This window comes from Neorhizobium galegae bv. orientalis str. HAMBI 540, from assembly GCF_000731315.1.
Classification (GTDB): domain Bacteria; phylum Pseudomonadota; class Alphaproteobacteria; order Rhizobiales; family Rhizobiaceae; genus Neorhizobium; species Neorhizobium galegae.
In genome coordinates, this window is the sequence record NZ_HG938353.1 from 2,797,406 (window position 1) to 2,816,302 (window position 18,897).

21 protein-coding genes are annotated in these 18,897 nt (G+C 60.7%); 6 read left to right on the top strand and 15 right to left on the bottom strand.

What is annotated here, in order from left to right; genetic code table 11:
• Positions 1-61: 61 nt before the first annotated feature.
• The 11 genes from RG540_RS13890 to RG540_RS13940 all read right to left on the bottom strand — a co-directional run bounded on the left by RG540_RS13890 (position 62) and on the right by RG540_RS13940 (position 11,599).
• A complete protein-coding gene (locus RG540_RS13890; protein WP_038588937.1) occupies positions 62-355 on the bottom strand; it encodes a hypothetical protein in 294 nt (97 codons plus the stop codon).
• Between the two features lie 345 nt (positions 356-700).
• Positions 701-1,825, bottom strand: a complete 1,125-nt coding sequence (locus RG540_RS13895; protein WP_038588940.1) for a branched-chain amino acid ABC transporter substrate-binding protein — start codon at positions 1,823-1,825, stop codon at positions 701-703.
• A gap of 139 nt (positions 1,826-1,964) precedes the next feature.
• A complete protein-coding gene (locus RG540_RS13900) occupies positions 1,965-2,318 on the bottom strand; it encodes a DUF6867 family protein (protein WP_038588942.1) in 354 nt (117 codons plus the stop codon).
• 39 nt (positions 2,319-2,357) lie between these two features.
• Entirely contained in the window at positions 2,358-3,086 is a 729-nt protein-coding gene (locus tag RG540_RS13905) for an ABC transporter ATP-binding protein (RefSeq protein ID WP_038588946.1), read from the bottom strand.
• Entirely contained in the window at positions 3,086-3,952 is an 867-nt protein-coding gene (locus tag RG540_RS13910; protein WP_038588949.1) for an ABC transporter ATP-binding protein, read from the bottom strand. The genes RG540_RS13905 and RG540_RS13910 overlap by 1 nt, the downstream gene beginning before the upstream one ends.
• Positions 3,952-5,340, bottom strand: a complete 1,389-nt coding sequence (gene livM, locus RG540_RS13915; protein WP_038588951.1) for a high-affinity branched-chain amino acid ABC transporter permease LivM — start codon at positions 5,338-5,340, stop codon at positions 3,952-3,954. The genes RG540_RS13910 and livM overlap by 1 nt, the downstream gene beginning before the upstream one ends.
• A 1-nt stretch (position 5,341) precedes the next feature.
• Complete coding sequence (locus RG540_RS13920; protein ID WP_038544603.1) at positions 5,342-6,244, bottom strand: branched-chain amino acid ABC transporter permease; 903 nt, start codon at positions 6,242-6,244, stop codon at positions 5,342-5,344.
• Between the two features lie 297 nt (positions 6,245-6,541).
• The gene (locus RG540_RS13925; RefSeq protein WP_038588953.1) at positions 6,542-7,090 is read right to left on the bottom strand and encodes a sarcosine oxidase subunit gamma; all 549 of its coding nucleotides are present in this window, start codon (positions 7,088-7,090) and stop codon (positions 6,542-6,544) included.
• Between the two features lie 10 nt (positions 7,091-7,100).
• Positions 7,101-10,058 (bottom strand): sarcosine oxidase subunit alpha family protein, encoded by a 2,958-nt coding sequence (locus RG540_RS13930; protein ID WP_038588955.1) that lies wholly within the window; start codon positions 10,056-10,058, stop codon positions 7,101-7,103.
• On the bottom strand, positions 10,055-10,336 hold the full coding sequence (locus tag RG540_RS13935; RefSeq protein WP_038588957.1) for a sarcosine oxidase subunit delta: 282 nt from the start codon (positions 10,334-10,336) through the stop codon (positions 10,055-10,057). Before RG540_RS13935 ends, RG540_RS13930 begins: the two co-directional genes overlap by 4 nt.
• A 12-nt stretch (positions 10,337-10,348) precedes the next feature.
• The gene (locus tag RG540_RS13940) at positions 10,349-11,599 is read right to left on the bottom strand and encodes a sarcosine oxidase subunit beta family protein (protein ID WP_038588959.1); all 1,251 of its coding nucleotides are present in this window, start codon (positions 11,597-11,599) and stop codon (positions 10,349-10,351) included.
• 238 nt (positions 11,600-11,837) lie between these two features.
• Here RG540_RS13940 and RG540_RS13945 point away from each other — a divergent pair, with 238 nt between their 5' ends.
• The 3 genes from RG540_RS13945 to sciP all read left to right on the top strand — a co-directional run bounded on the left by RG540_RS13945 (position 11,838) and on the right by sciP (position 14,222).
• Positions 11,838-12,869, top strand: a complete 1,032-nt coding sequence (locus RG540_RS13945) for a DUF2793 domain-containing protein (RefSeq protein ID WP_038588961.1) — start codon at positions 11,838-11,840, stop codon at positions 12,867-12,869.
• Positions 12,870-12,998: 129 nt separating this feature from the next.
• Positions 12,999-13,751, top strand: a complete 753-nt coding sequence (locus tag RG540_RS13950) for a sugar transferase (protein ID WP_407668825.1) — start codon at positions 12,999-13,001, stop codon at positions 13,749-13,751.
• A gap of 195 nt (positions 13,752-13,946) precedes the next feature.
• Entirely contained in the window at positions 13,947-14,222 is a 276-nt protein-coding gene (sciP, locus tag RG540_RS13955; protein ID WP_018327815.1) for a CtrA inhibitor SciP, read from the top strand.
• A gap of 90 nt (positions 14,223-14,312) precedes the next feature.
• On the opposite strand, the gene RG540_RS13960 is transcribed toward sciP, so the two are convergent.
• Positions 14,313-14,765 (bottom strand): paraquat-inducible protein A, encoded by a 453-nt coding sequence (locus RG540_RS13960; protein ID WP_038588966.1) that lies wholly within the window; start codon positions 14,763-14,765, stop codon positions 14,313-14,315.
• Between the two features lie 106 nt (positions 14,766-14,871).
• Between RG540_RS13960 and RG540_RS13965 the strand changes: the two genes are divergently transcribed.
• On the top strand, positions 14,872-15,150 hold the full coding sequence (locus RG540_RS13965) for a GNAT family N-acetyltransferase (RefSeq protein ID WP_038588968.1): 279 nt from the start codon (positions 14,872-14,874) through the stop codon (positions 15,148-15,150).
• Between the two features lie 118 nt (positions 15,151-15,268).
• Here RG540_RS13965 and RG540_RS13970 read toward each other — a convergent pair whose 3' ends face one another.
• Positions 15,269-15,619, bottom strand: a complete 351-nt coding sequence (locus RG540_RS13970) for a hypothetical protein (protein WP_038588971.1) — start codon at positions 15,617-15,619, stop codon at positions 15,269-15,271.
• A 423-nt stretch (positions 15,620-16,042) separates the two neighbouring features.
• Between RG540_RS13970 and ctrA the strand changes: the two genes are divergently transcribed.
• Positions 16,043-16,741 carry a response regulator transcription factor CtrA gene (gene ctrA, locus RG540_RS13975; RefSeq protein ID WP_038544621.1) on the top strand — a complete coding sequence of 233 codons (699 nt, stop codon included), beginning with the start codon at positions 16,043-16,045 and terminating at the stop codon, positions 16,739-16,741.
• A gap of 155 nt (positions 16,742-16,896) precedes the next feature.
• Here ctrA and RG540_RS13980 read toward each other — a convergent pair whose 3' ends face one another.
• Both RG540_RS13980 and chpT read right to left on the bottom strand, forming a co-directional pair.
• A complete protein-coding gene (locus RG540_RS13980) occupies positions 16,897-17,259 on the bottom strand; it encodes a response regulator (RefSeq protein ID WP_038588974.1) in 363 nt (120 codons plus the stop codon).
• A gap of 104 nt (positions 17,260-17,363) precedes the next feature.
• Entirely contained in the window at positions 17,364-18,011 is a 648-nt protein-coding gene (chpT, locus tag RG540_RS13985; protein WP_038544625.1) for a histidine phosphotransferase ChpT, read from the bottom strand.
• 185 nt (positions 18,012-18,196) lie between these two features.
• On the opposite strand from chpT, the gene RG540_RS13990 reads away from it, so the two are divergent.
• On the top strand, positions 18,197-18,790 hold the full coding sequence (locus tag RG540_RS13990) for a DUF1134 domain-containing protein (protein WP_151043662.1): 594 nt from the start codon (positions 18,197-18,199) through the stop codon (positions 18,788-18,790).
• Positions 18,791-18,897: the final 107 nt, after the last annotated feature.

Here is an 18,897-nt window from a genome sequence, read left to right on the forward strand (position 1 = left end):
CGAACCGTTTCGAGCGACGAACAAGCTTCTCTGCGCGGCGACGACAGACACTTCGCTACAGTCAGGCTTTCTTGAAAAACTTGTTGATGACCAGACCAACGACGATCTGAACAACAAGCCCGGAAATACCGCCCCCGACGAGCTGACCGGCGAGCGCCGCAAAATCGACGCCTCCGGCCGCCGCGCCGCCGGCTCCAAGAAGCGAGCCGAGGATTGAACCACCGCCAACTCCTCCGACCGCGCCGGCTATGATATTTCCGATCTGGCCGAGATCGGCGTCCTTCAGGATTTTCCCACCCGCGGTCCCGCCGACGGCGCCGCCGATGACCTGGGCAATAATGGCACTCAGATCCATAACATTACCTCTCCTCAAATTGGATTATCCAGGCTCAGGACCTGTTGAATTCATCCAATCTAAGTGACGAATTTCGTGCCCGGCTAGGAGGGAAGATGCAGGAAATGCTCGCACATTCTCAAATCTTCCCGACGCAGTCCAGGCGCGAAACCCGTCTCGTCCTTCGGGTTCGGCTGAATTAACAGGCCCTGACCCTTGATATGCCAGATAGTGGAGATTTCCAAGTCTGGAATTCAGCTGCCGGTTTAGTGGAATTCCGGTGTGCCGCCTATAAGTGCTCCAAAACGCAAAGAAGCCCGGCTTTTGACCGGGCTTCCCTTTTAAGATACGGTTGCCGATAACGGCTCAGCCCTGCGGGAAGTAGCTGTACTTGCCGTCCGGACCCTTCTTCCATTCGTACATGATATAGCCCGGGATCTTCGGGTCGCCCTTTGCGTCGAAGGCGATGTCGCCGAGAACGGTCTTGAACGGACCCTTTTCATGCAGCGTCTTGGCAACGGCTTCGGCGTCGTCGGCCTTGCCAACTGCCTTGATGCCGGCAGCGATGACCTGCACGGCTGCGTAGGAATACAGCGTGTAGGCTTCCGGGTTGAAGCCGGCTGCCTTGAACTTGGCAACCAGGTCCTTGTTGGCCGGGTTCAGCGTCGGGTCGGGGCCGAAGGTGTTGAGCGTGCCTGCGACGGCGTCGCCGGCGATCGAAGCCAGTTCGTTGGAGACGATACCGTCACCCGAAACGAGCGTTGCCTTGAGGCCCTGGTCCTTGGCCTGGCGGATGATCAGGCCGGCTTCGGTGTGGAGACCGCCCCAGTAGATGATCGTGACGCCGGCTTCCTTCATCTTGGAAATGAGAGCCGAGAAGTCCTTGTCGCCGACGTTGACGCCTTCGCGGATGACTTCCTTGAGGCCCTTGGCGTTCATTGCCTTCTTGGTCTCTTCGGCAAGGCCCTGACCGTAAGGCGTCTTGTCGTCGATGATGGCGATCTTCGCGGTCTTGAACTTGTCGGCGAGGTAAGCGCCGGCAACGCCGCCCTGCTGGTCGTCACGACCGCAGGTACGGAAGACGTTCCACAGGCCACGCTCGGTGAAGACCGGGTTGGTCGCAGCCGGGGTGATTTCCAGCATGCCGTTTTCGGCATAGACTTCCTTGGAAGCCGGAATGGACACGCCCGAGTTGAAGTGGCCAACCACGTACTTGACGCCGTCGGATGCAAACTTGTTGGCAACCGAGATGCCCTGCTTGGGATCCGATACGTCGTCGCCGAGGACGATCTTGATCTTTTCGCCGTTGATGCCGCCGGCGGCATTGATGTCGGCTGCTGCCTGTTCGGCACCCTTCTGGAGCTGCGCACCGAAGGCGGCGTTCGGACCCGTGAGCGGACCGCCGACGCCAATAACGATGTCGGCCCATGCGCTACCGCTGAAGGCGACCATGGCCGTCAGCGCAACCGCGGAAAGAAGAGACTTCTTCATCGAGTTACTCCCAATTTTTTAGGTGAGCTGATTTTTCGAGACCGGACGCAATACCCACCATCACTGCGCCGGAAATGTTCCACTCTAGGTTACTTATGATTTCAACCCGAGCTAATCTGAGAACAGAAAAGTGCGGCTGTCAATCTTTCTTCTTGAAGGAGAAAGCCGAAGTCGGCTCGTAGAGCCAATAGTAATTCTGCACCATCTGGCGTGTCCGGCGAATGCGGAATCCGGCACTCGAAAAGACGAGCAGGACGATCACGTCGAGGACGTAGTAAAACGGGCTGATGAACGGCCCCTGGAACAGCGCATAGTGCAGAAAACGCATCGCCACGCCGAGTAGCAGTGTATAGACCACCACCGTCGGATAGCCGTTCCAGCCCTCGGCGGCGGCCTTGCCCGAGCGCCAGGCAGTCCAGAAACCGATGATCAGCACGAGGAAACGCAAGAGGTAACGCACGCCGCTGTCGCTTTCGAAAAACAGTCCCTGCATCCTAAATTCCTCCGGCCGCCAAAAGTACAACCCTTGCGATCAATGCCGTCCACCTTCAAGGTAAGCGGCGCGCACTTCCGGATTGGCGAGAAGTTCTTTTCCGGAACCGCTCATCGTCACCTTGCCGTTGACCATCACATAGCCACGGTCGGAGAGCTTCAGAGCCGCGAACGCGTTCTGCTCGACGAGGAAGACGGTCAGGCCCTCTTCCTTGTTCAGCTTCCTGATCGCCTCGAAAATGCCCTTGACGATCAGCGGCGCCAAGCCCAGCGAAGGTTCGTCGAGCAGGAGCAGCTTCGGCCGGGCCATCAGCGCGCGCCCGATCGATAGCATCTGCTGTTCGCCGCCCGAAAGGGTGCCGCCGCGCTGGCTCTGGCGCTCCTTGAGGCGCGGAAAGAGCGTGAAGATCTTCTCGACGTCCTCGTTGAAATATTTGAGGTTGTCGAGGCCGGCCCCCATCTGCAGGTTCTCGTAGACGGTCATGCGCGGAAAGATGCGCCGGCCTTCGGGAGATTGGGCGATGCGGCGCCGCGCGATCAGATGCGTCGGCAGCTTGGTGATGTCCTCGCCATCGAAGATGATCGAGCCGGTTCGGGCCTGCGGGCTGCCGCAGATGGTCATCATCAGCGTCGACTTGCCGGCGCCATTGGCGCCGATCAGGCTGACGATCTCGCCCTTGTTGACTTCGACATCGACGCCTGCGAGTGCACGGATATTGCCGTAATAAGTCTCGACAGCCTCGACTTTCAGAAGGTTCTCGGCCGCCATCAGTGATTGCCCCCCTCGAGTTCTACCGCAATCACCTCTTCCACCTCGTCATCCTCGACGCCGAGATATGCGGCGATCACTCGTGGGTCGTTCTTCACATGGTCCGGCGAGCCGTCGGAAATCTTCTGGCCGTATTCCAGCACCACGACATGGTCGGAAATCTCCATGACCACCGACATGTCGTGCTCGATCAGCAGGATCGACGCACCCTCGTCGCGGATCTGATGCAGGAGCGTGTTGAGAGCCGCCGATTCGCGCGGGTTGAGGCCGGCCGCCGGCTCGTCGAGGCACAGCAGTTCCGGATTGGTGCACATCGCGCGAGCGATTTCCAGGCGACGTTGGGCGCCATAGGGAAGATCGCCGGCGGGATCGTCGGCGCGATCGGTCAGATCGGCCTTGTCGAGCCAGTACTTCGCCTTCTCGATCGAGGCATCGACGGCCCTGCTATAGGTCGGCAGGCCGAGAAGCCCGAGGATTGTGTAGCCCGATGCCTTCATCAAAGCATTATGCTGCGCGACCAGCAGGTTTTCCAGAACCGTCAGGCCCGAGAACAGGCGGATGTTCTGGAACGTGCGGGCGACGCCGGCCAGCTTGGGGATCTCGAAATCGCGCAGGCGTTCCAGCAGGTATTCCTTGCCGTCCCTGCGCTGCAGAGTGAGCATGCCCATGGTCGGTTTGTAGAAGCCGGTGATGCAGTTGAACACCGTCGTCTTGCCGGCGCCGTTCGGGCCGATCAGCGCGGTGATCTCGCCGCGCCGCACTTCCAGCGACAGGTCGTTGATGGCCATCAGGCCGCCGAACTTCATCGACAGATGCTCTACCTTGAGGATCGTATCGTTCGTCATTGTCGTCGTTCCGAGAGCCATCAGCCGTGGCCCTCCTTGGTAAAGCTTCCTGAAACCGCCCTGCGCTCCTTGAGGAAGGCCGTCGGTTCTCGCGATCCGACGAAGCCGCGCGGCTTGAACAGCATGACGATGATCATCGCCAGACCGAAGAGCAGCATGCGGTAGAGTTCAGGGGTGAAGTCCGGTCCGAACACGGCCTTGAGGAAGGACATTTCGCGCAGCACTTCGGTACCGCCCACCATCACCACCGCGGCGATGGCAATGCCGGTCAGCGAGCCCATGCCGCCGAGAACGACGATTGCCAGGATCACGGCCGATTCCAGGAAGACGAAGCTCTCCGGCGACACGAAACCCTGGCGGGTGGCGAAGAAGGAGCCCGCGATTCCTCCGAACATCGCGCCGGTCGCAAAGGCGGTCAGCTTGGTTGTGACGGTATTGATGCCGAGCGAACGGCAGGCGATCTCGTCTTCGCGTAACGCTTCCCAGGCCCGGCCGATCGGCATGCGCCTCAGCCGGATGGTGACGTAGGCGGTGAGCATGCAGAGCGCCAGGATGATGTAGAACAGGAATATCTTGTAATAGACCGAGGAAGCCGACAGGCCCCAGGCCTTGACGAAACTGTTCGCGCTGCCGGTATCGAATGACCAGATGCCGAAGAACGAGGCCTTGGCGATACCCGAAATCCCGAAGGTTCCCTTGGTCACATCGGTCCAGTTGATCAGCACCAGGCGGATGATTTCCCCGAAGGCGAGCGTCACGATTGCGAGATAGTCACCCCTCAGCCTCAGAACCGGGAAGCCGAGGATGATCCCCCAGAGTGCCGCAAGAATACCCGACATCGGCAGGAGCAGCCAGAAGGACAGGCCGAAATAGGAGGACAGCAGCGCATAGGAATAGGCGCCGACCGCATAGAAGGCGACATAACCGAGGTCAAGCAGTCCCGCGAGGCCGACGACGATGTTCAGGCCCCAGGCGAGCATCACGTAGATGAGGATCTGGATGCCGAAATTGTCGACATATTTCAGCGAGCCCTGCTTGCCGACGATCAGCAGCGACAGGAAGGGATAGACCAGCAGGAAAACCAGAGCGATCTTGAGGAAATGCCGGTGGAAGAAGCTCTTGTTCTCGGAAATCTCGAGAACCCCGCTCTTTGCCTTGGCGAGCTTGCGACGGTCGACATGCGGCTTGATGAAGCCGACCGTCAGGAAGCGGCCGACCGCCGCAACAGCCACGAAGATCGCCAGCAGACCCCAGCGGGTGCGCCAGACGAGCGCGTTGTTGATGTCCTGATAGGTCTCGATGCCGACGAACAGCAAGAACATGAAAAAGGCTATGACGCCGGCAAACAGTCCTTCCCGTACCGCCTTGGCAAGCACGTTCGGGTGACCGGTTTCGGTGGAAGCTGTCATGTTACACCTTCTCCACTTCCGGCCGGCCGAGAATGCCGGTCGGCTTGAAGATCAGCACGAAAGCGAGGATCGCAAACGTGGCGACGTCCTTGTATGCGATGGAGAAATAGGCAGACCACAGCGACTCGATGAGGCCGATCAGAAGCCCGCCGAGAACAGCACCCGGCAGTGACCCGATGCCGCCGAGAACCGCTGCCGTGAACGCCTTGACGCCCGGGATGAAGCCGTCGTTGAACGAGGCGACGCCATAATACATCAGATACATGCCGCCGGCGACCGCGGCGAGCGCTGCACCCATGATGAAGGTGATCGAGATCGTCCGGTCGACGTCGACGCCGAGCAGCGCCGCCATCTTGCGGTCCTGTTCGGTCGCCCGCTGGGCGCGGCCGAGCGGCGTCTTGTTGACGATGTACCAGAAGGCGAACAGCAGCACCGCCGTAATGATGACGATGAGCACCTGCTTCAGCGAGATGGTGATGCCGCCGATATGGAAGACGTCGGTCACCATCGGCGGGATCGGCTTGTTGCGCGGCCCCTGCGTCACCTGGATGAAGTTGGACAGCACGATCGACATGCCGATCGCGGTAATCAGCGGCGCAAGCCGGAATGAACCGCGCAACGGCCGGTAGGCGACCCGCTCGATCGTCCAGTTCCACAATCCCGTCATCAGCATGCCGACGAGCAACATCAGCAGCAGAAGCAACGCCACCGGAATGCCGGCAAAGAAGGAGGTTGCGATCAGGAAGACGATGAGAGCGGCAAAACCGCCAAGCATGAAAATATCGCCATGGGCGAAGTTGATCATGCCGATGATGCCATAAACCATCGTATAGCCGATTGCGACAAGGCCATAGATGGATCCAAGAGTCAGCCCGTTGATGAGCTGCTGGATAAAATACTCCATATATTTTCCCCTGGATGCGATCCCGGAAGGGTCGCATCTCGTTTATTTGCCCCTTGCGGGTTCTTACGTTCTTTGGCGCATTCCATAACGTTTTCGTAAGGAATGTGAAGACAAAAAGCCGCGAGACCGACAAAATCGCAGCACTTCTCAACAATCTGGCAACACAAAGATCAGAAATTCCAAAAAACCGGCAGCTTCTGTCGAAAAATTAGCCAGGACGCCCGATTTTCGAAATTAAAGATCGTCCCGCGGTTAACGTTAAATCCAGATCCAACCCTCGACCTGCAAGTGCAGCGCTCAGTCAGCAAAGCCGCGGGTCAGCGCATGTTCGCGGCCCATGTCCGTCAGCTCCTCGAAAACCGATCCGGCAAACGAGCGCGGCACGACGATCTCGAACGTGTCGGCACCGGTGCGGGCGACATTCGCCGCCACATGGCAGCACAACATCGTCGCCGACCGGCCCTCTTCGAAGACCTCCGGATGCAGGTCGACCGCCACGCATCGGCCAAGGATCTTTCGCACGCTCGGGCCGGAGATTTCCATCAGCACCTGGCCGTCGCTCTGGTCGACCACGGATGCGCCCGCGATGTCGGACAGCATGCCGGCGACCGTCTCGGCTCCGACCGTCCGCGACACGGCAAGCCATTCGGACGGGCCGCAGAAGCGCGGCGCCACATCCGGAGCGTTCCACAGGGCCTCGGCGACGGCTGTCCCCTGGCCTTCATGGGCGAGAACGGTGAAGATCATCGGCCGGCGAATGACCAAGAGGTGGTTCGGATTGGGATCCGTCTCGAAGCCGGAAATATGATCCTCGAGGACATGCCGGTGGAGAAGGTTGATCGACATTAAGCAGCCCTCAGAGATGCAGTTTGCTGTTTTCGGGATCGACGAAGACCGGCGGACAGACTTCGCTGAGCACCTCCGAACCGCGCAACCCGTCCCAGACCATGATCCGTTCGCCGATCCGCTCGCGCCCGGATTTCAGCATGGCGAGCGCGATGAAATGCCCGAGCGTTGGCGAAAAACAAGCCGAAGAGACAAAGCCCTGGTCGTTGGCGAGGGAGGGCTTTGCACCATCCTTCAGGAGATGCGCACCGGCCTTGATCTCCTTGTCAGCTTCGACCGGCTTCAAGCCAACGAGCTGCAGCCGGTCGGCGGCGGTCAAGCCGAATCGGGTGGAGAGCCGCTTGCCGATGAAATCCGGCTTCTGCATCGCCATCATCCGGCCGAGCCCGACATCGTCCGCCGTGGTGCGGCCGTCGAGCTCGCTATGGGTGACATGCCCCTTTTCGATGCGCAGCACGTTGAGCGCCTCGGCGCCATAAGCGCAGATCCCCTCCTCATGCCCCGCATCCATGATCGCGTCGGCAACCGCCTCGCCGTAGCCGGCGGGCACCGCAAGCTCGTAGGCGAGCTCGCCTGAGAAGGAGATGCGGAACAGCCGCGCCTTCAGCCCCCCGCGTAGCGTGACCTCCCTGGCGGCGAGGAACGGGAAGGCCGCATCGGAAATATCGTCCTGCACGACTCGGCTCATGATGATTCGCGCCTTCGGCCCGGCAAGCGACATCTGCGCCCATTGATCCGTCGAGCAAACGAACCGCACGTCGAGTTCCGGCCAGAAGGTCTGCGCCGAGAATTCCAGATGCGCGAGCACTTCCGCTGCAAAAGCCGTCGTCGTGGTCATCACATAGTGGTTTTCGGAGAGCCGGCTCACCGTTCCGTCGTCGAAGACGATACCGTCCTCGCGCAACATCAGCCCGTAGCGCGCCCTCCCGACCGGCAGCTTCAGAAAGCTGTTCGAATAGATGCGATCGAGGAATTCCGCAGCACCTCGCCCGAAGATCTCGATCTTGCCGAGGGTGGAGACATCGCAGAGCCCGGCATTGGCGCGAACGTCGAACACCTCGCGATCGACGCTCTCCCGCCAGGTCTTTTCGCCATCCCTGGGGAACCAGACGGGACGGTACCAGAGGCCGGATTCCACGAAGGTCGCGCCGTTCTTCCGCGCCCAGCTATGCAGCGGCGAGGTACGCACCGGGGCGGCATGTTCGGCCCGCGCGGTGCCTGCAAGAGCACCGAAGGAGACCGGCGTATAGAACGGCCGGAAGGTGGTGGTCCCGATCTCGGTAGGCGAAAGCCCGCGCATGCCGGCGACGATGCCGGCCGTGTTGACATTGCCGAGCTTGCCCTGGTCGGTCGCCATGCCGGCGGTCGTATAACGCTTGGTGTGCTCGATATGGCGAAAACCTTCCCGCTGGGCGAGGCCGAGATCGCCGACATGCACGTCGTTCTGGAAATCGACGAAAGCCTTGTCCCGGGCGCCCGGCACATACCAGAGCGGCGCGAAAGACGGATCGTATTCACCCTCCACCTCGGGCGTTTCGAGGGACCCCACCAGCCTGCCCAGCGCGTCGAGCGCAGCATGCGCCTTGGCCGAACCATCCTTCAGGCAATCACCCAGCGACGTCTGGCCGGCAGCCGAACCGGCAGCCACAAAAGCGCCGCCGACGTCAGGCGCCAGGAATGCCTGTTTCCCGTCCGACCACACGGGCTTGGCACCGCGCTGGCACATCAGGTGCACGACCGGCGACCAGCCGCCGGACACGGCAAGCGCATCGCATCCGATCACCTCCTCGAAGCCGGAACGCTCGGCGATCAGCCCCTCGATACGATGTCGGCCCTTCGTGGCGATCACCGAGCCGTTGCGGATGATGCGGATGCCATCCGGCACCGGATCGGCCGATTGCGGCCGCGCATCGATGATCGCGGTGACGTCGACGCCCTGAGCAAGGAGATCGGCAGCCGTGCGGTACCCGGAGCCGCCGTTGGTGAAGACTGCGACCTTGCCGCCGACAGCGACGCCGTAGCGGTTGAGATAGGTGCGCGCAGCCCCTGCCGTCATCACGCCCGGCTTGTCGTTGCCGCCGAAGACGAGCGGCCGTTCCTCCGCTCCGGTGGCGAGGATCGCCTGCTTCGCGACGACGCGCCACAGCCGCTCCATCGGCAGGTCCGGCGATGGCGAGGCCACGTGTTTCTGCACCCGCTCGACGGCGCCGAACGCCATGTCGTCATACCAGCCGAACACGGTCGTGCGCGGCATCAGCGTCACGTTCGGCAGCGTGGCCAGTTCCTCGACGACCTCAGCGGCGAACTCCGCAGCCGGCTGGCCGCCGACGGCAGCACTTTCCGACAGCAGCGAACCGCCGAACCTGAACCCCTCGTCGGCCAGAATGACCCGCACCCCGGCCCGGCCGGCAGCAAGCGCCGCCATCAGGCCGGTCGGCCCCGCGCCGATCACCAGCAGGTCGCAATGCGCCCAGGACTTTTCGTAGCGGTCCGGATCGGCCTGCATCGTGACCTTGCCGAGCCCCGCAGCACGGCGGATCAGCGGCTCGTAGAGCTTTTCCCAGAGCACGCCCGGCCACATGAAGGTCTTGTAGTAGAAGCCGGCACCGAGAAACGGCGACAGGAGATCATTCACGGCGCCAAAATCGTGTTTCAGCGATGGCCAGCGGTTTTGACTGGTGGCAGCGAGACCATTGTAGAGTTCAACTACCGTCGCACGGGCATTCGGCTCGGCCCGCGCGCCGGACCCGATCGTCATCAGTGCGTTGGGCTCGGCAGACCCTGCCGTCACCACGCCACGCGGGCGGTGGTACTTGAAGCTGCGGGCCATCAGCATCTGGTCGTTGGCGATCAGCGCCGAGGCGAGCGTATCGCCCTCGAAACCCTTGTAGGTCCTGCCGTCGAAGGTGAAGGTGAGCGACTGGCCGCGATTGATCCCGCCGCCCGATCCGAGACGATAGGAGGTCATTCGGCAGCTCCCGCCCACTTGAATTCCGAAGCGTCGGTCACGCCGAAAACCTCATGGGTGAGGTTGTCGCGCTCGACCACCAGAAAACGGCGGCAGCCGGCGATATGGTGCCAATATTCCTGGTATCGGCCCTTCGGATTGTCCCTCACATAGACATAAGCGTGCCAGGCCTCGTCCTTGGCGATCGGTGAAGGGCGTTTCGGCGCGGCGGCCCCGCGGATCGAAAACTCTTCCTTGGGTCTGGTGCCGCAATGCGGACAGGTGATCAGGCTTGCCATGGGGGATCTTGCTCAGTGGAGGTTCGGCTGAGGGCCGCGGCCCGCTTCGTCGATCGTGTAACCGCGCTCGAACCGGTCGAGCCGCATGAAGCGCGAGACGTGATGCGTCTCGTTTTTGGCGATCAGGTGGGCGAAACAGAAGCCGGAGGCAGGCGTCGCCTTGAAGCCGCCGTAACACCAGCCGCAGTTTAGATAGAGATTGTCGATCGGCGTGCGGTCGATGATCGGCGACCCATCCATCGACATGTCCATGACACCGCCCCAGCTTCTCAAGACCTTGGCGCGCGACAGGCCGGGGATCAGCGACACCCCCTCCTCCATCGTATGCTCGACGGTCTGCAGATTGCCGCGCTGCGCGTAGGAGGAATAGAAATCGATCTCGGCGCCGAACACCAGCCCGCCCTTGTCCGACTGCGATATATAGAAATGGCCGGCGCCATAGGTGATCACATGGTCGACGACGGGCTTCAGCCCCTCCGAGACGAAGGCCTGCAGCACATGCGTCTCGATCGGCAGTTCGAGATCGGCCATCCGCCCGACGGTGGTCGTATTGCCGGCAGCCGCCAGCGCCAGCTTGTTGCAGCCGATAAAGCCCCTGGTCGTCTCGACGCCCACCACGAGGCCGTTCTCGCGGCGGATGCCCGTGACCTCGCAATGTTGGATCAGGTCGACGCCGCGGGTATCGGCGCCGCGACCATAACCCCAGGCGACCGCATCATGTCGCACCGTGCCGGCGCGCTTCTGGTAGAGAGCGCCCATGATCGGGAAACGGGCATGGTCGAAATTGAGATAGGGTGCTTTCCGGCGCACCTGTTCGCGGTCGAGCAGTTCGGCGTCGACGCCATGGATGCGCATGCCGTTGCCCTTGCGGGCATAGGCGTCCCGCTGGCCGTCGGAATGGAAGAGGTTGAGCATGCCGCGCTGCGAGACCATGGCATTGTAGTTGAAGTCCCGCTCCAGCCCTTCCCAGAGCTTCAGCGAGAATTCGTAGAACGGGTTGTTGCCTTCGAGCAGGTAGTTGGAGCGGATGATGGTCGTGTTGCGCCCGACATTGCCGGAGCCGAGATAGCCCTTTTCAAGCACCGCGACATTGGTGATGCCGAATTCCTTGGCGAGGTAATAGGCCGTCGCCAGCCCGTGCCCACCGCCGCCGACGATGATCACGTCGTAATGCGGCTTCGGCTGCGGTTCGCGCCAGGCGGGCTTCCACATCCGGTTGCCGGACAGCGCTTCCTTGAAGATCGAATAGGCCGAATAACGCATGCTTTTCCCTGTCTCTCGCCGCGCTCACATTCGCATATGCGAGAGAAAGGACAAGCGCAATCAGGACATCCAGACGCCTGCATGCGGCGAAACGCCCATCCGTTGCTTCAAAGGCACGGAGCGTCGAAGCGGGTACGTTTCCGCAGGCCCCTGTCAGGCTTTTCAAAGGCTTGTCCGCTTCCGCCTCCCCGTCTCCGCCATGGGCCTTAGACTCCCGGGCGACCGAACGGAGACAGCCATGGCCGACACGACCGCGAACTTGAACATGCCTTTCATCCTGCCCTCGCAGGCGCAGAAGCACGTAACACACAACGAGGCGCTGCTGCGGCTCGACGCGCTGGTGCAGCTGACGATCACCGAGGAACTTGAGAACCCGCCCGGCGCGCCGGCCGAGGGCGCCTGCTATCTGGTCGCGAACGCACCGACCGGCGCCTGGGCCGGCAAGACGGGACGCATCGCCTCCTGGCAGGACGGCTATTGGGCATTTACAGAGCCACGTGTCGGCTGGCGCGCCTGGTTCGCCGCTTCCGAAAAACTGAAAGTGTTTTCCGGCACGCTCTGGCAGGACATCCCCCTGCCCGCGACCGGCCGCCTCGACGAACTCGGCATCAATGCGACGCCTGATAACACCAACCGGCTCGTCCTCGCCTCGCCGGCAAGCCTGTTCAACCACGCCGGCAACGGTCACCAGATCAAGGTCAACAAGGCCGCCTCGACCGACACGGCCTCGCTGCTCTTCCAGTCGAACTGGACGGGTTATGCGGAAATGGGCCTGGCTGGCGACACCGAGTTCTCCGTCAAAGTCAGCGACGGGACAACCTGGAAAACGGGTCTGTCGATCTCGCCCGGCGGCCATGTTTCGCAACCGAACCAGCCGGCCGCACGTGCCTACCGCACCGGCACCAGTTTCACCCCGATTGCCGGCCAGCAGAGCGGCTTTTCGACCCTCGCCCTCGCGCACGGCGGCCTTTCGCTGGGCGCTGCAGTTGCCGGCGGCGGCAACCGGGTCGTCGTGCCAGCAGACGGCCTGTACCTCGTCGCCCTCAATGTCGCGGTCCTGTCGTCGTCCGGCCATGCGACCAGCCTGATGCTCAATGCAACGCAGCCGCTTATTCTGATGAACGGCATCACCGGGGGAGCACAAATACAGTCCGCGACGGGAATTTTTTCCTTTTCCGGCGGAGATTACCTGACACTCGGGCATGCAGGAACCGCACAACTGGAATTGGGCGCCGGAAAAACAGAGCTATCCTTGGCAATGCTGTCATAACAGCAACCTCTAAAGTTCTTTTCATTCTTAATGCCAGGTTAACTTGGCTGATGACTCATCTCGGGAGGTGTTCTATTAAAGGCCACCGCTGCCTTCGAGGCTTCGGTGGGTAGAGTACGGGTGGCTGGTTTGAGTGTTCCTGATCTGCATGACGACGCCGCCGACAGGGTGGGCGCCAGGCGGCATAAAAAGCCGCCTCCAACTCGCATTTGGCAACCTGTCTCGCCCCCTAAATCCGGCCCAGGATCCACCCGCCTTGCATCCAGCGGCAGCCGTCGCGTGCAGCTCGCGGCAAAGCGGGCGATCGACATCGGCGTCTCCCTTTCGGCACTGGTCCTGCTCCTGCCGCTGATGCTGGTCGTCGCGCTGGCGATCCGCATCGACAGCGACGGGCCGGTGCTCTTCACACAGACGCGCTGGGCCAAGGACGGCCACAGGTTCCGGGTCTACAAGTTCCGCTCCATGCGCACCGACCTCGGCGACGCGAAGGGGATCGCCCAGACGGTGCGCGGCGACCCGCGCATCACCCGCGTCGGCGCCCTCATCCGCAAGGCCAATATCGACGAACTGCCCCAACTTCTGAATGTCCTGAAAGGCGACATGTCGCTGGTCGGACCGCGTTGCCACGCGATCGACATGCTCGCAGCCGGCATTCCTTACGAGAACCTGGTTGTGGATTATCATCGCCGCCATTCGATGCGACCCGGCATGACCGGCCTGGCACAGATGCGCGGTCTTCGCGGGCCGACGGATCGCCCCGGCAAGGCGCGCGCCCGTATCGCATGCGACCTCTATTACATCGACAATTTCTCTATTTGGCTCGACCTGCGGATCATGTTTGGCACGCTGCTCGCCGAATTTCGTGGCGGCGAAGGCTTCTGATCACCGCCTTCGCCGGGGCTGCCCAACCATTGAAACACCGCCTTTTCAGCGGCTGGGAAGCCTTTTTCGTCCTGCCTTGGGACACGCAATGCGATTGTTGCCACAGTGGGAACAAATGCTGCGGCCTGTTTAGTCAAATATTAAAACTGGGCGGCTAGGCTCACCGACGTGGTCTTGCGTTGTGTAGAGAGTCCAATGACCGAAATGATACGTCCCCGAGTAAAATATGTCATCGGCCCCGATGGCAGCCCCTTGACGATCGCCGATCTTCCGCCGGCCAATACGCGCCGCTGGGTCATCCGGCGAAAGGCAGAGGTGGTAGCCGCGGTTCGCGGCGGCCTGTTGAGCTTGGAAGAAGCCTGCGAGCGTTACACGCTCACCGTCGAGGAATTCCTGTCCTGGCAGTCCTCCATCAACGATCACGGCCTGGCCGGCCTGCGCACCACGCGCATTCAGCAATATCGTCACTGACGCCGAATTCGCGGGCGCCAAGCCCGCACCGGAAAACAAAAGGTGCCGCTGCAACGGATGCAACGGCACCTTTCGGTTTCTAAAAATCGGTCAGTTCTGCCCCGATCCGATCCGGGACAGTGACGGCAACAGCCCGGCGATGATGGCCGAGGCGGCGTAGAACCAGAGGCCTGGCTGCGAGACCGCAACAGCCAGGCCGCTGCTCTTCGCGGCGAAGACGACGATCGCCACCAGCATCACGTCCATCATCGACCATTTCGAAAGATGCGGCATCGCGCGGCGGAAAAATCCCGCATCCGCCGCCCGTCCGGACAGTTGCACCGTCAGCCCGACCAGCTTGACGATCGGAAAAACGATCGAAAACAGCCCGACCACCATCGACAGTGCCACATCTCCCTCCCGGAACAGCGCCGCGACGAGTTCCACCAGAGACGGAGTCTCGGTGAAGAAATAGAGCCGCTCGAATCGGATGATCGGCAGGAAAAGCCCAAGAGCCAGGAAGATCGTGGCCAGCGCGAGAAGAAGCGGCCGCAGCCAGTTCATCGCTTTCTCCGTTGACGATGTGTCACCCTTGGGAGGCCGTTTAAGCTATTTCCCTCCGGCCCTCCCCGTATTACACCATCGACGAACGGACAAAAGCGGGATAATCATGAATATCACCCTCGAAGAGACGCGATCGGGCGGCCGTTACGTGGCCGAGGTCGAAGGCCACTATGCGGAAATGACCTATTCGCGCGCATCGCCGGAGCTCATCATCGTCGATCATACCGGCGTTCCCGACGAGCTTCGCGGCAAAGGAGTCGGCCAGGTGCTGGCATTGCATGCGGTCGAAGAAGCCCGCAAGGGCGGCTGGAAGATCATTCCGCTTTGCCCGTTCTTCAAGGCCCAGGTGGAACGCCACCCCGAGTGGCAGGATATTCTTCGCTAACGGAAGAGGCCGAGCCCGAATCATGGGCGTTAACGAAAATTAAAAACGGAAATGGGGCCCGGCACCGCGGCACCGCCCCAGATTATGACATTTCCGTCGTTGATGCCGCCCGACTTTGTTAAGCCCGGGCGCGCATTCCGCCATCGCGCTCTTCGAGCGCCGAAGCTTTGGCAAATTCTGCTTCTGCTTCCTCAAGCGCCAGTTCGGCACTTTCTTCCTGGACCTTCAGCTCGCGAATCGAGACATGAAGATTGTCTGCGCGCTGGCGGGCTGCCTTTGCGAAGGTCGGATAAGCGAAGTGATTCCGGTCGGTAATCCCGGATTTCTTCTCTTCCAGAGTGATCTGATGCTCGAGCTCTTTAGACATTCTCTCGAATTCGGCCATCATCATCTGCAATTGCTGCAGTTGACGACGCTTTTCGGTGACCTGAAAACTTTTCAGGCGAACCAGGCTGTCACGCGACTTCATACGCAATACTCCGTGGATAGCGAGACCCAGGCCCGTGTATCCGGATTGGTACACTCCGGATCAAAAAATTCCCGCGACGTTAATAAATTAAGCTTCGCGTTAACCTTTCGTTTACGGGCATCATTAATGATAAACCGGATCGTTTAAGGGTCGGTAAATGCCAGGGCCTAAATTGGCCGCGACAATGTATGAGTCGAATGAATCACTTAGCGGAATTTCCTCATCCGCTGATTCAGTCTTGGTGATGACCAATCTTAAAGGGAAATCAGGTTGCTACTAATTTTGCTTAACGAAATCATGAACCTTGCCAGGTTGAATCATAATTTGTTAACCATTTAGTGGCAGCTTCCAAATCAGGCTCAGTCTGGATCCGTATCGAGTAAGGGGGCAAAGATACCTTACGCGGCGGTAAAGGGGAAAAATATGCGGGTTCTACTCATCGAAGATGACAGCGCGACTGCCCAGAGCATCGAGCTGATGCTGAAATCGGAAAGCTTTAACGTCTATACGACCGACCTCGGTGAGGAAGGTGTCGATCTCGGCAAGCTTTACGACTATGATATCATTCTCCTCGACCTCAACCTGCCCGACATGTCGGGCTACGAAGTGCTTCGCACTCTGAGGCTTTCGAAGGTCAAAACACCGATCCTCATCCTGTCCGGCATGGCCGGTATCGAAGACAAGGTCCGTGGTCTCGGTTTCGGCGCCGATGACTATATGACCAAGCCCTTCCATAAGGATGAACTGGTCGCTCGCATCCACGCGATCGTCCGCCGTTCCAAGGGTCATGCACAGTCGATCATCATCACCGGCGAACTGATCGTCAATCTCGACGCCAAGACCGTCGAAGTCGGCGGCCAGCGCGTTCACCTGACGGGCAAGGAATACCAGATGCTGGAGCTCCTTTCGCTCCGCAAGGGTACCACGCTCACCAAGGAAATGTTCCTGAACCACCTTTACGGCGGTATGGACGAGCCGGAACTGAAGATCATCGACGTTTTCATCTGCAAGCTGCGCAAGAAGCTTGCCAATGCCGCCGGCGGCGCAAATTACATCGAAACCGTCTGGGGCCGCGGCTACGTGCTGCGTGAACCAGAGGCGGAATACGCCGAAACCGCCTGAGCTGCCTTGAAATCCCCTTTTGAAACGCCCGCCTGGCTTGCCCGGCGGGCGTTTTATTTTGAGCCTGCTTGCGGAATTTTGAAACGAATGCGGGCAGCAACGAGAAGCGGTCATGCCGGGCTGCCCTGGGTCGAACGGATGTATCGGCTTGTGGATCAGGCCGCCTGTGCCAGGGCCGAGAAGACCGACGTTAGGATCTTGCGATCGAAAGGCTTCAGCAGGAAATCGTCTGCACCGGCGCGCTTGCCGGCCATCATCTTCTTCAGGTCCGCCTCTATGACGCAATAGAAGATGCGGATGCTCTTGCCGTTCGGCATCGCCCGGATGGTGCCGATGAGTTCGAGCGCGCCTTCCAGGCCAGCGTCGACGATCAGGAAATTGGGAAGCTCGGCATTGCAGCGCGTCACCGCCTCGCGCGCGGTGTCGGCCTCGACGACGAGAAAGCCCAGTTCCGACAGGATCCGCTTGCCGACCGTCCGTACGATGTCCGATCCGTCGGCGATCATTAAACGCTGCATCGTGTCCCCCTGACGCTGAACCCGCTCTGGTTCCAGGCGTCTATCATTAGGAGGATGGCACTAATGAATGGTTACCCTTGGGCACCAATCAACCGGAGATCGTCTCAGGCAGCCACAGTTTCGGCGATGAAGACAATCTTGTCCTCCGAAACCACGTGCCTCAGCTCCATGCCGGACTCTTCCGCGAGCAGTACCGTGTAATAGGGCTGGATCGAATGGGCATCGATCGGCTCTTCAAGCGTGCCGCTGGCAATTTCGACGAACTTGGCCGGCACGCGCATCATCCGTCCCTTGATGGTGAGGATGAATTTCGCGTCGTATTCCGGATTTTCCAGCGTCACGTCCATCGAACCGCCGCGAGGAATGCCCGCATAGGCGACGAGGAAGAGGTTGAGGAGCAGCTTGACCCGGTTCTTTGCGATGATAGCCCGCGGGCCGTTCCAGGTGACCTCGGTCTTCTTTTCGGCGATCGCGAAATCCTTGGCGGCCTTTTCGGCCTCGCCGGTGTCGATCGAGGCGCCGACCGAGCCGGAAGCGCCGAATGCGAGGCGGGCAAACTTGAGGCGCACAGAGGCGTTGAGGGCCGAGGTGCGGATGAGGTCGAGCGCGTCGCCGTCGGCGGCACCTTCGTCGAGAAGCTCAAGGCCGTTGTTGATCGCGCCGACCGGGGAGATCACGTCATGGCAGACACGGCTGCACAGAAGTGCCGCGAGATCTGGCCCGGCAAGGGTAAGATTCGGATTCTTCGGCATGTAGGTCTCCTGTTTGGGAAATGCTCCTCCCGCGTTCGCCTTGCCATCTGAAGGTTGCGCGAGGATGAAGCAATGTTCCTGGTCATAATGACACCATATTTGGTAAACCGATTGTTAAGATCATGGCCTCAAAATGGCTGGGCCTTAAGCATGATGCAAAAGGCATGCCCCTGGATGATACAATCATGGATCTGACAATGCGCATCCACACCCCTTCGGCCCTCGCACGTTTCGCAGCGACGGTGTTTGCCGTGATCGCGGTCTTCGCAGGCCCGGCATCCGCCCAGCAAGGCGCCAACCAATATTCTGCCCAGGAAATCGTCGATGCCGGCCACGGCTTCTTCGGCTCCACCAGCGGCGGGCTTGCCAAGGTCGTCGAGAAGGCCTTTTCGCAATACGGCCTGCCGAACGGCTATATCCTAGGCCAGGAAGGGTCGGGCGCCTTCATCGCCGGCCTGACCTATGGCGAAGGCGAACTCTACACCAAGAATGCCGGCCAGCACCCGGTGTTCTGGCAAGGGCCCTCGCTCGGCATCGATTACGGCGGCCAAGGCACACGAGCGATGATGCTCGTCTATGACCTTCCCTCGGTCAACAGCCTTTATGCGCGCTTCGGCGGCGTGTCCGGCTCTGCCTTCGTGGTCGCCGGCGTCGGCATGACGGTGCTGCGCAACAACAATGTGATCTTGGTACCGATTCGCACCGGCCTCGGCGCTCGCCTCGGCATCAACGTCGGTTATCTGAAGCTGACGCAGTCGCCGACCTGGAACCCTTTCTGAAATCTGCCATTGTCCTCCCCGGACACCGGAGGGGATTTGATGTTTTTCGCCGCGGCGACCCGTAATCCCGCCTTCTGCCTGAAGGGCGCTTGCCGGTTGAATGCGGC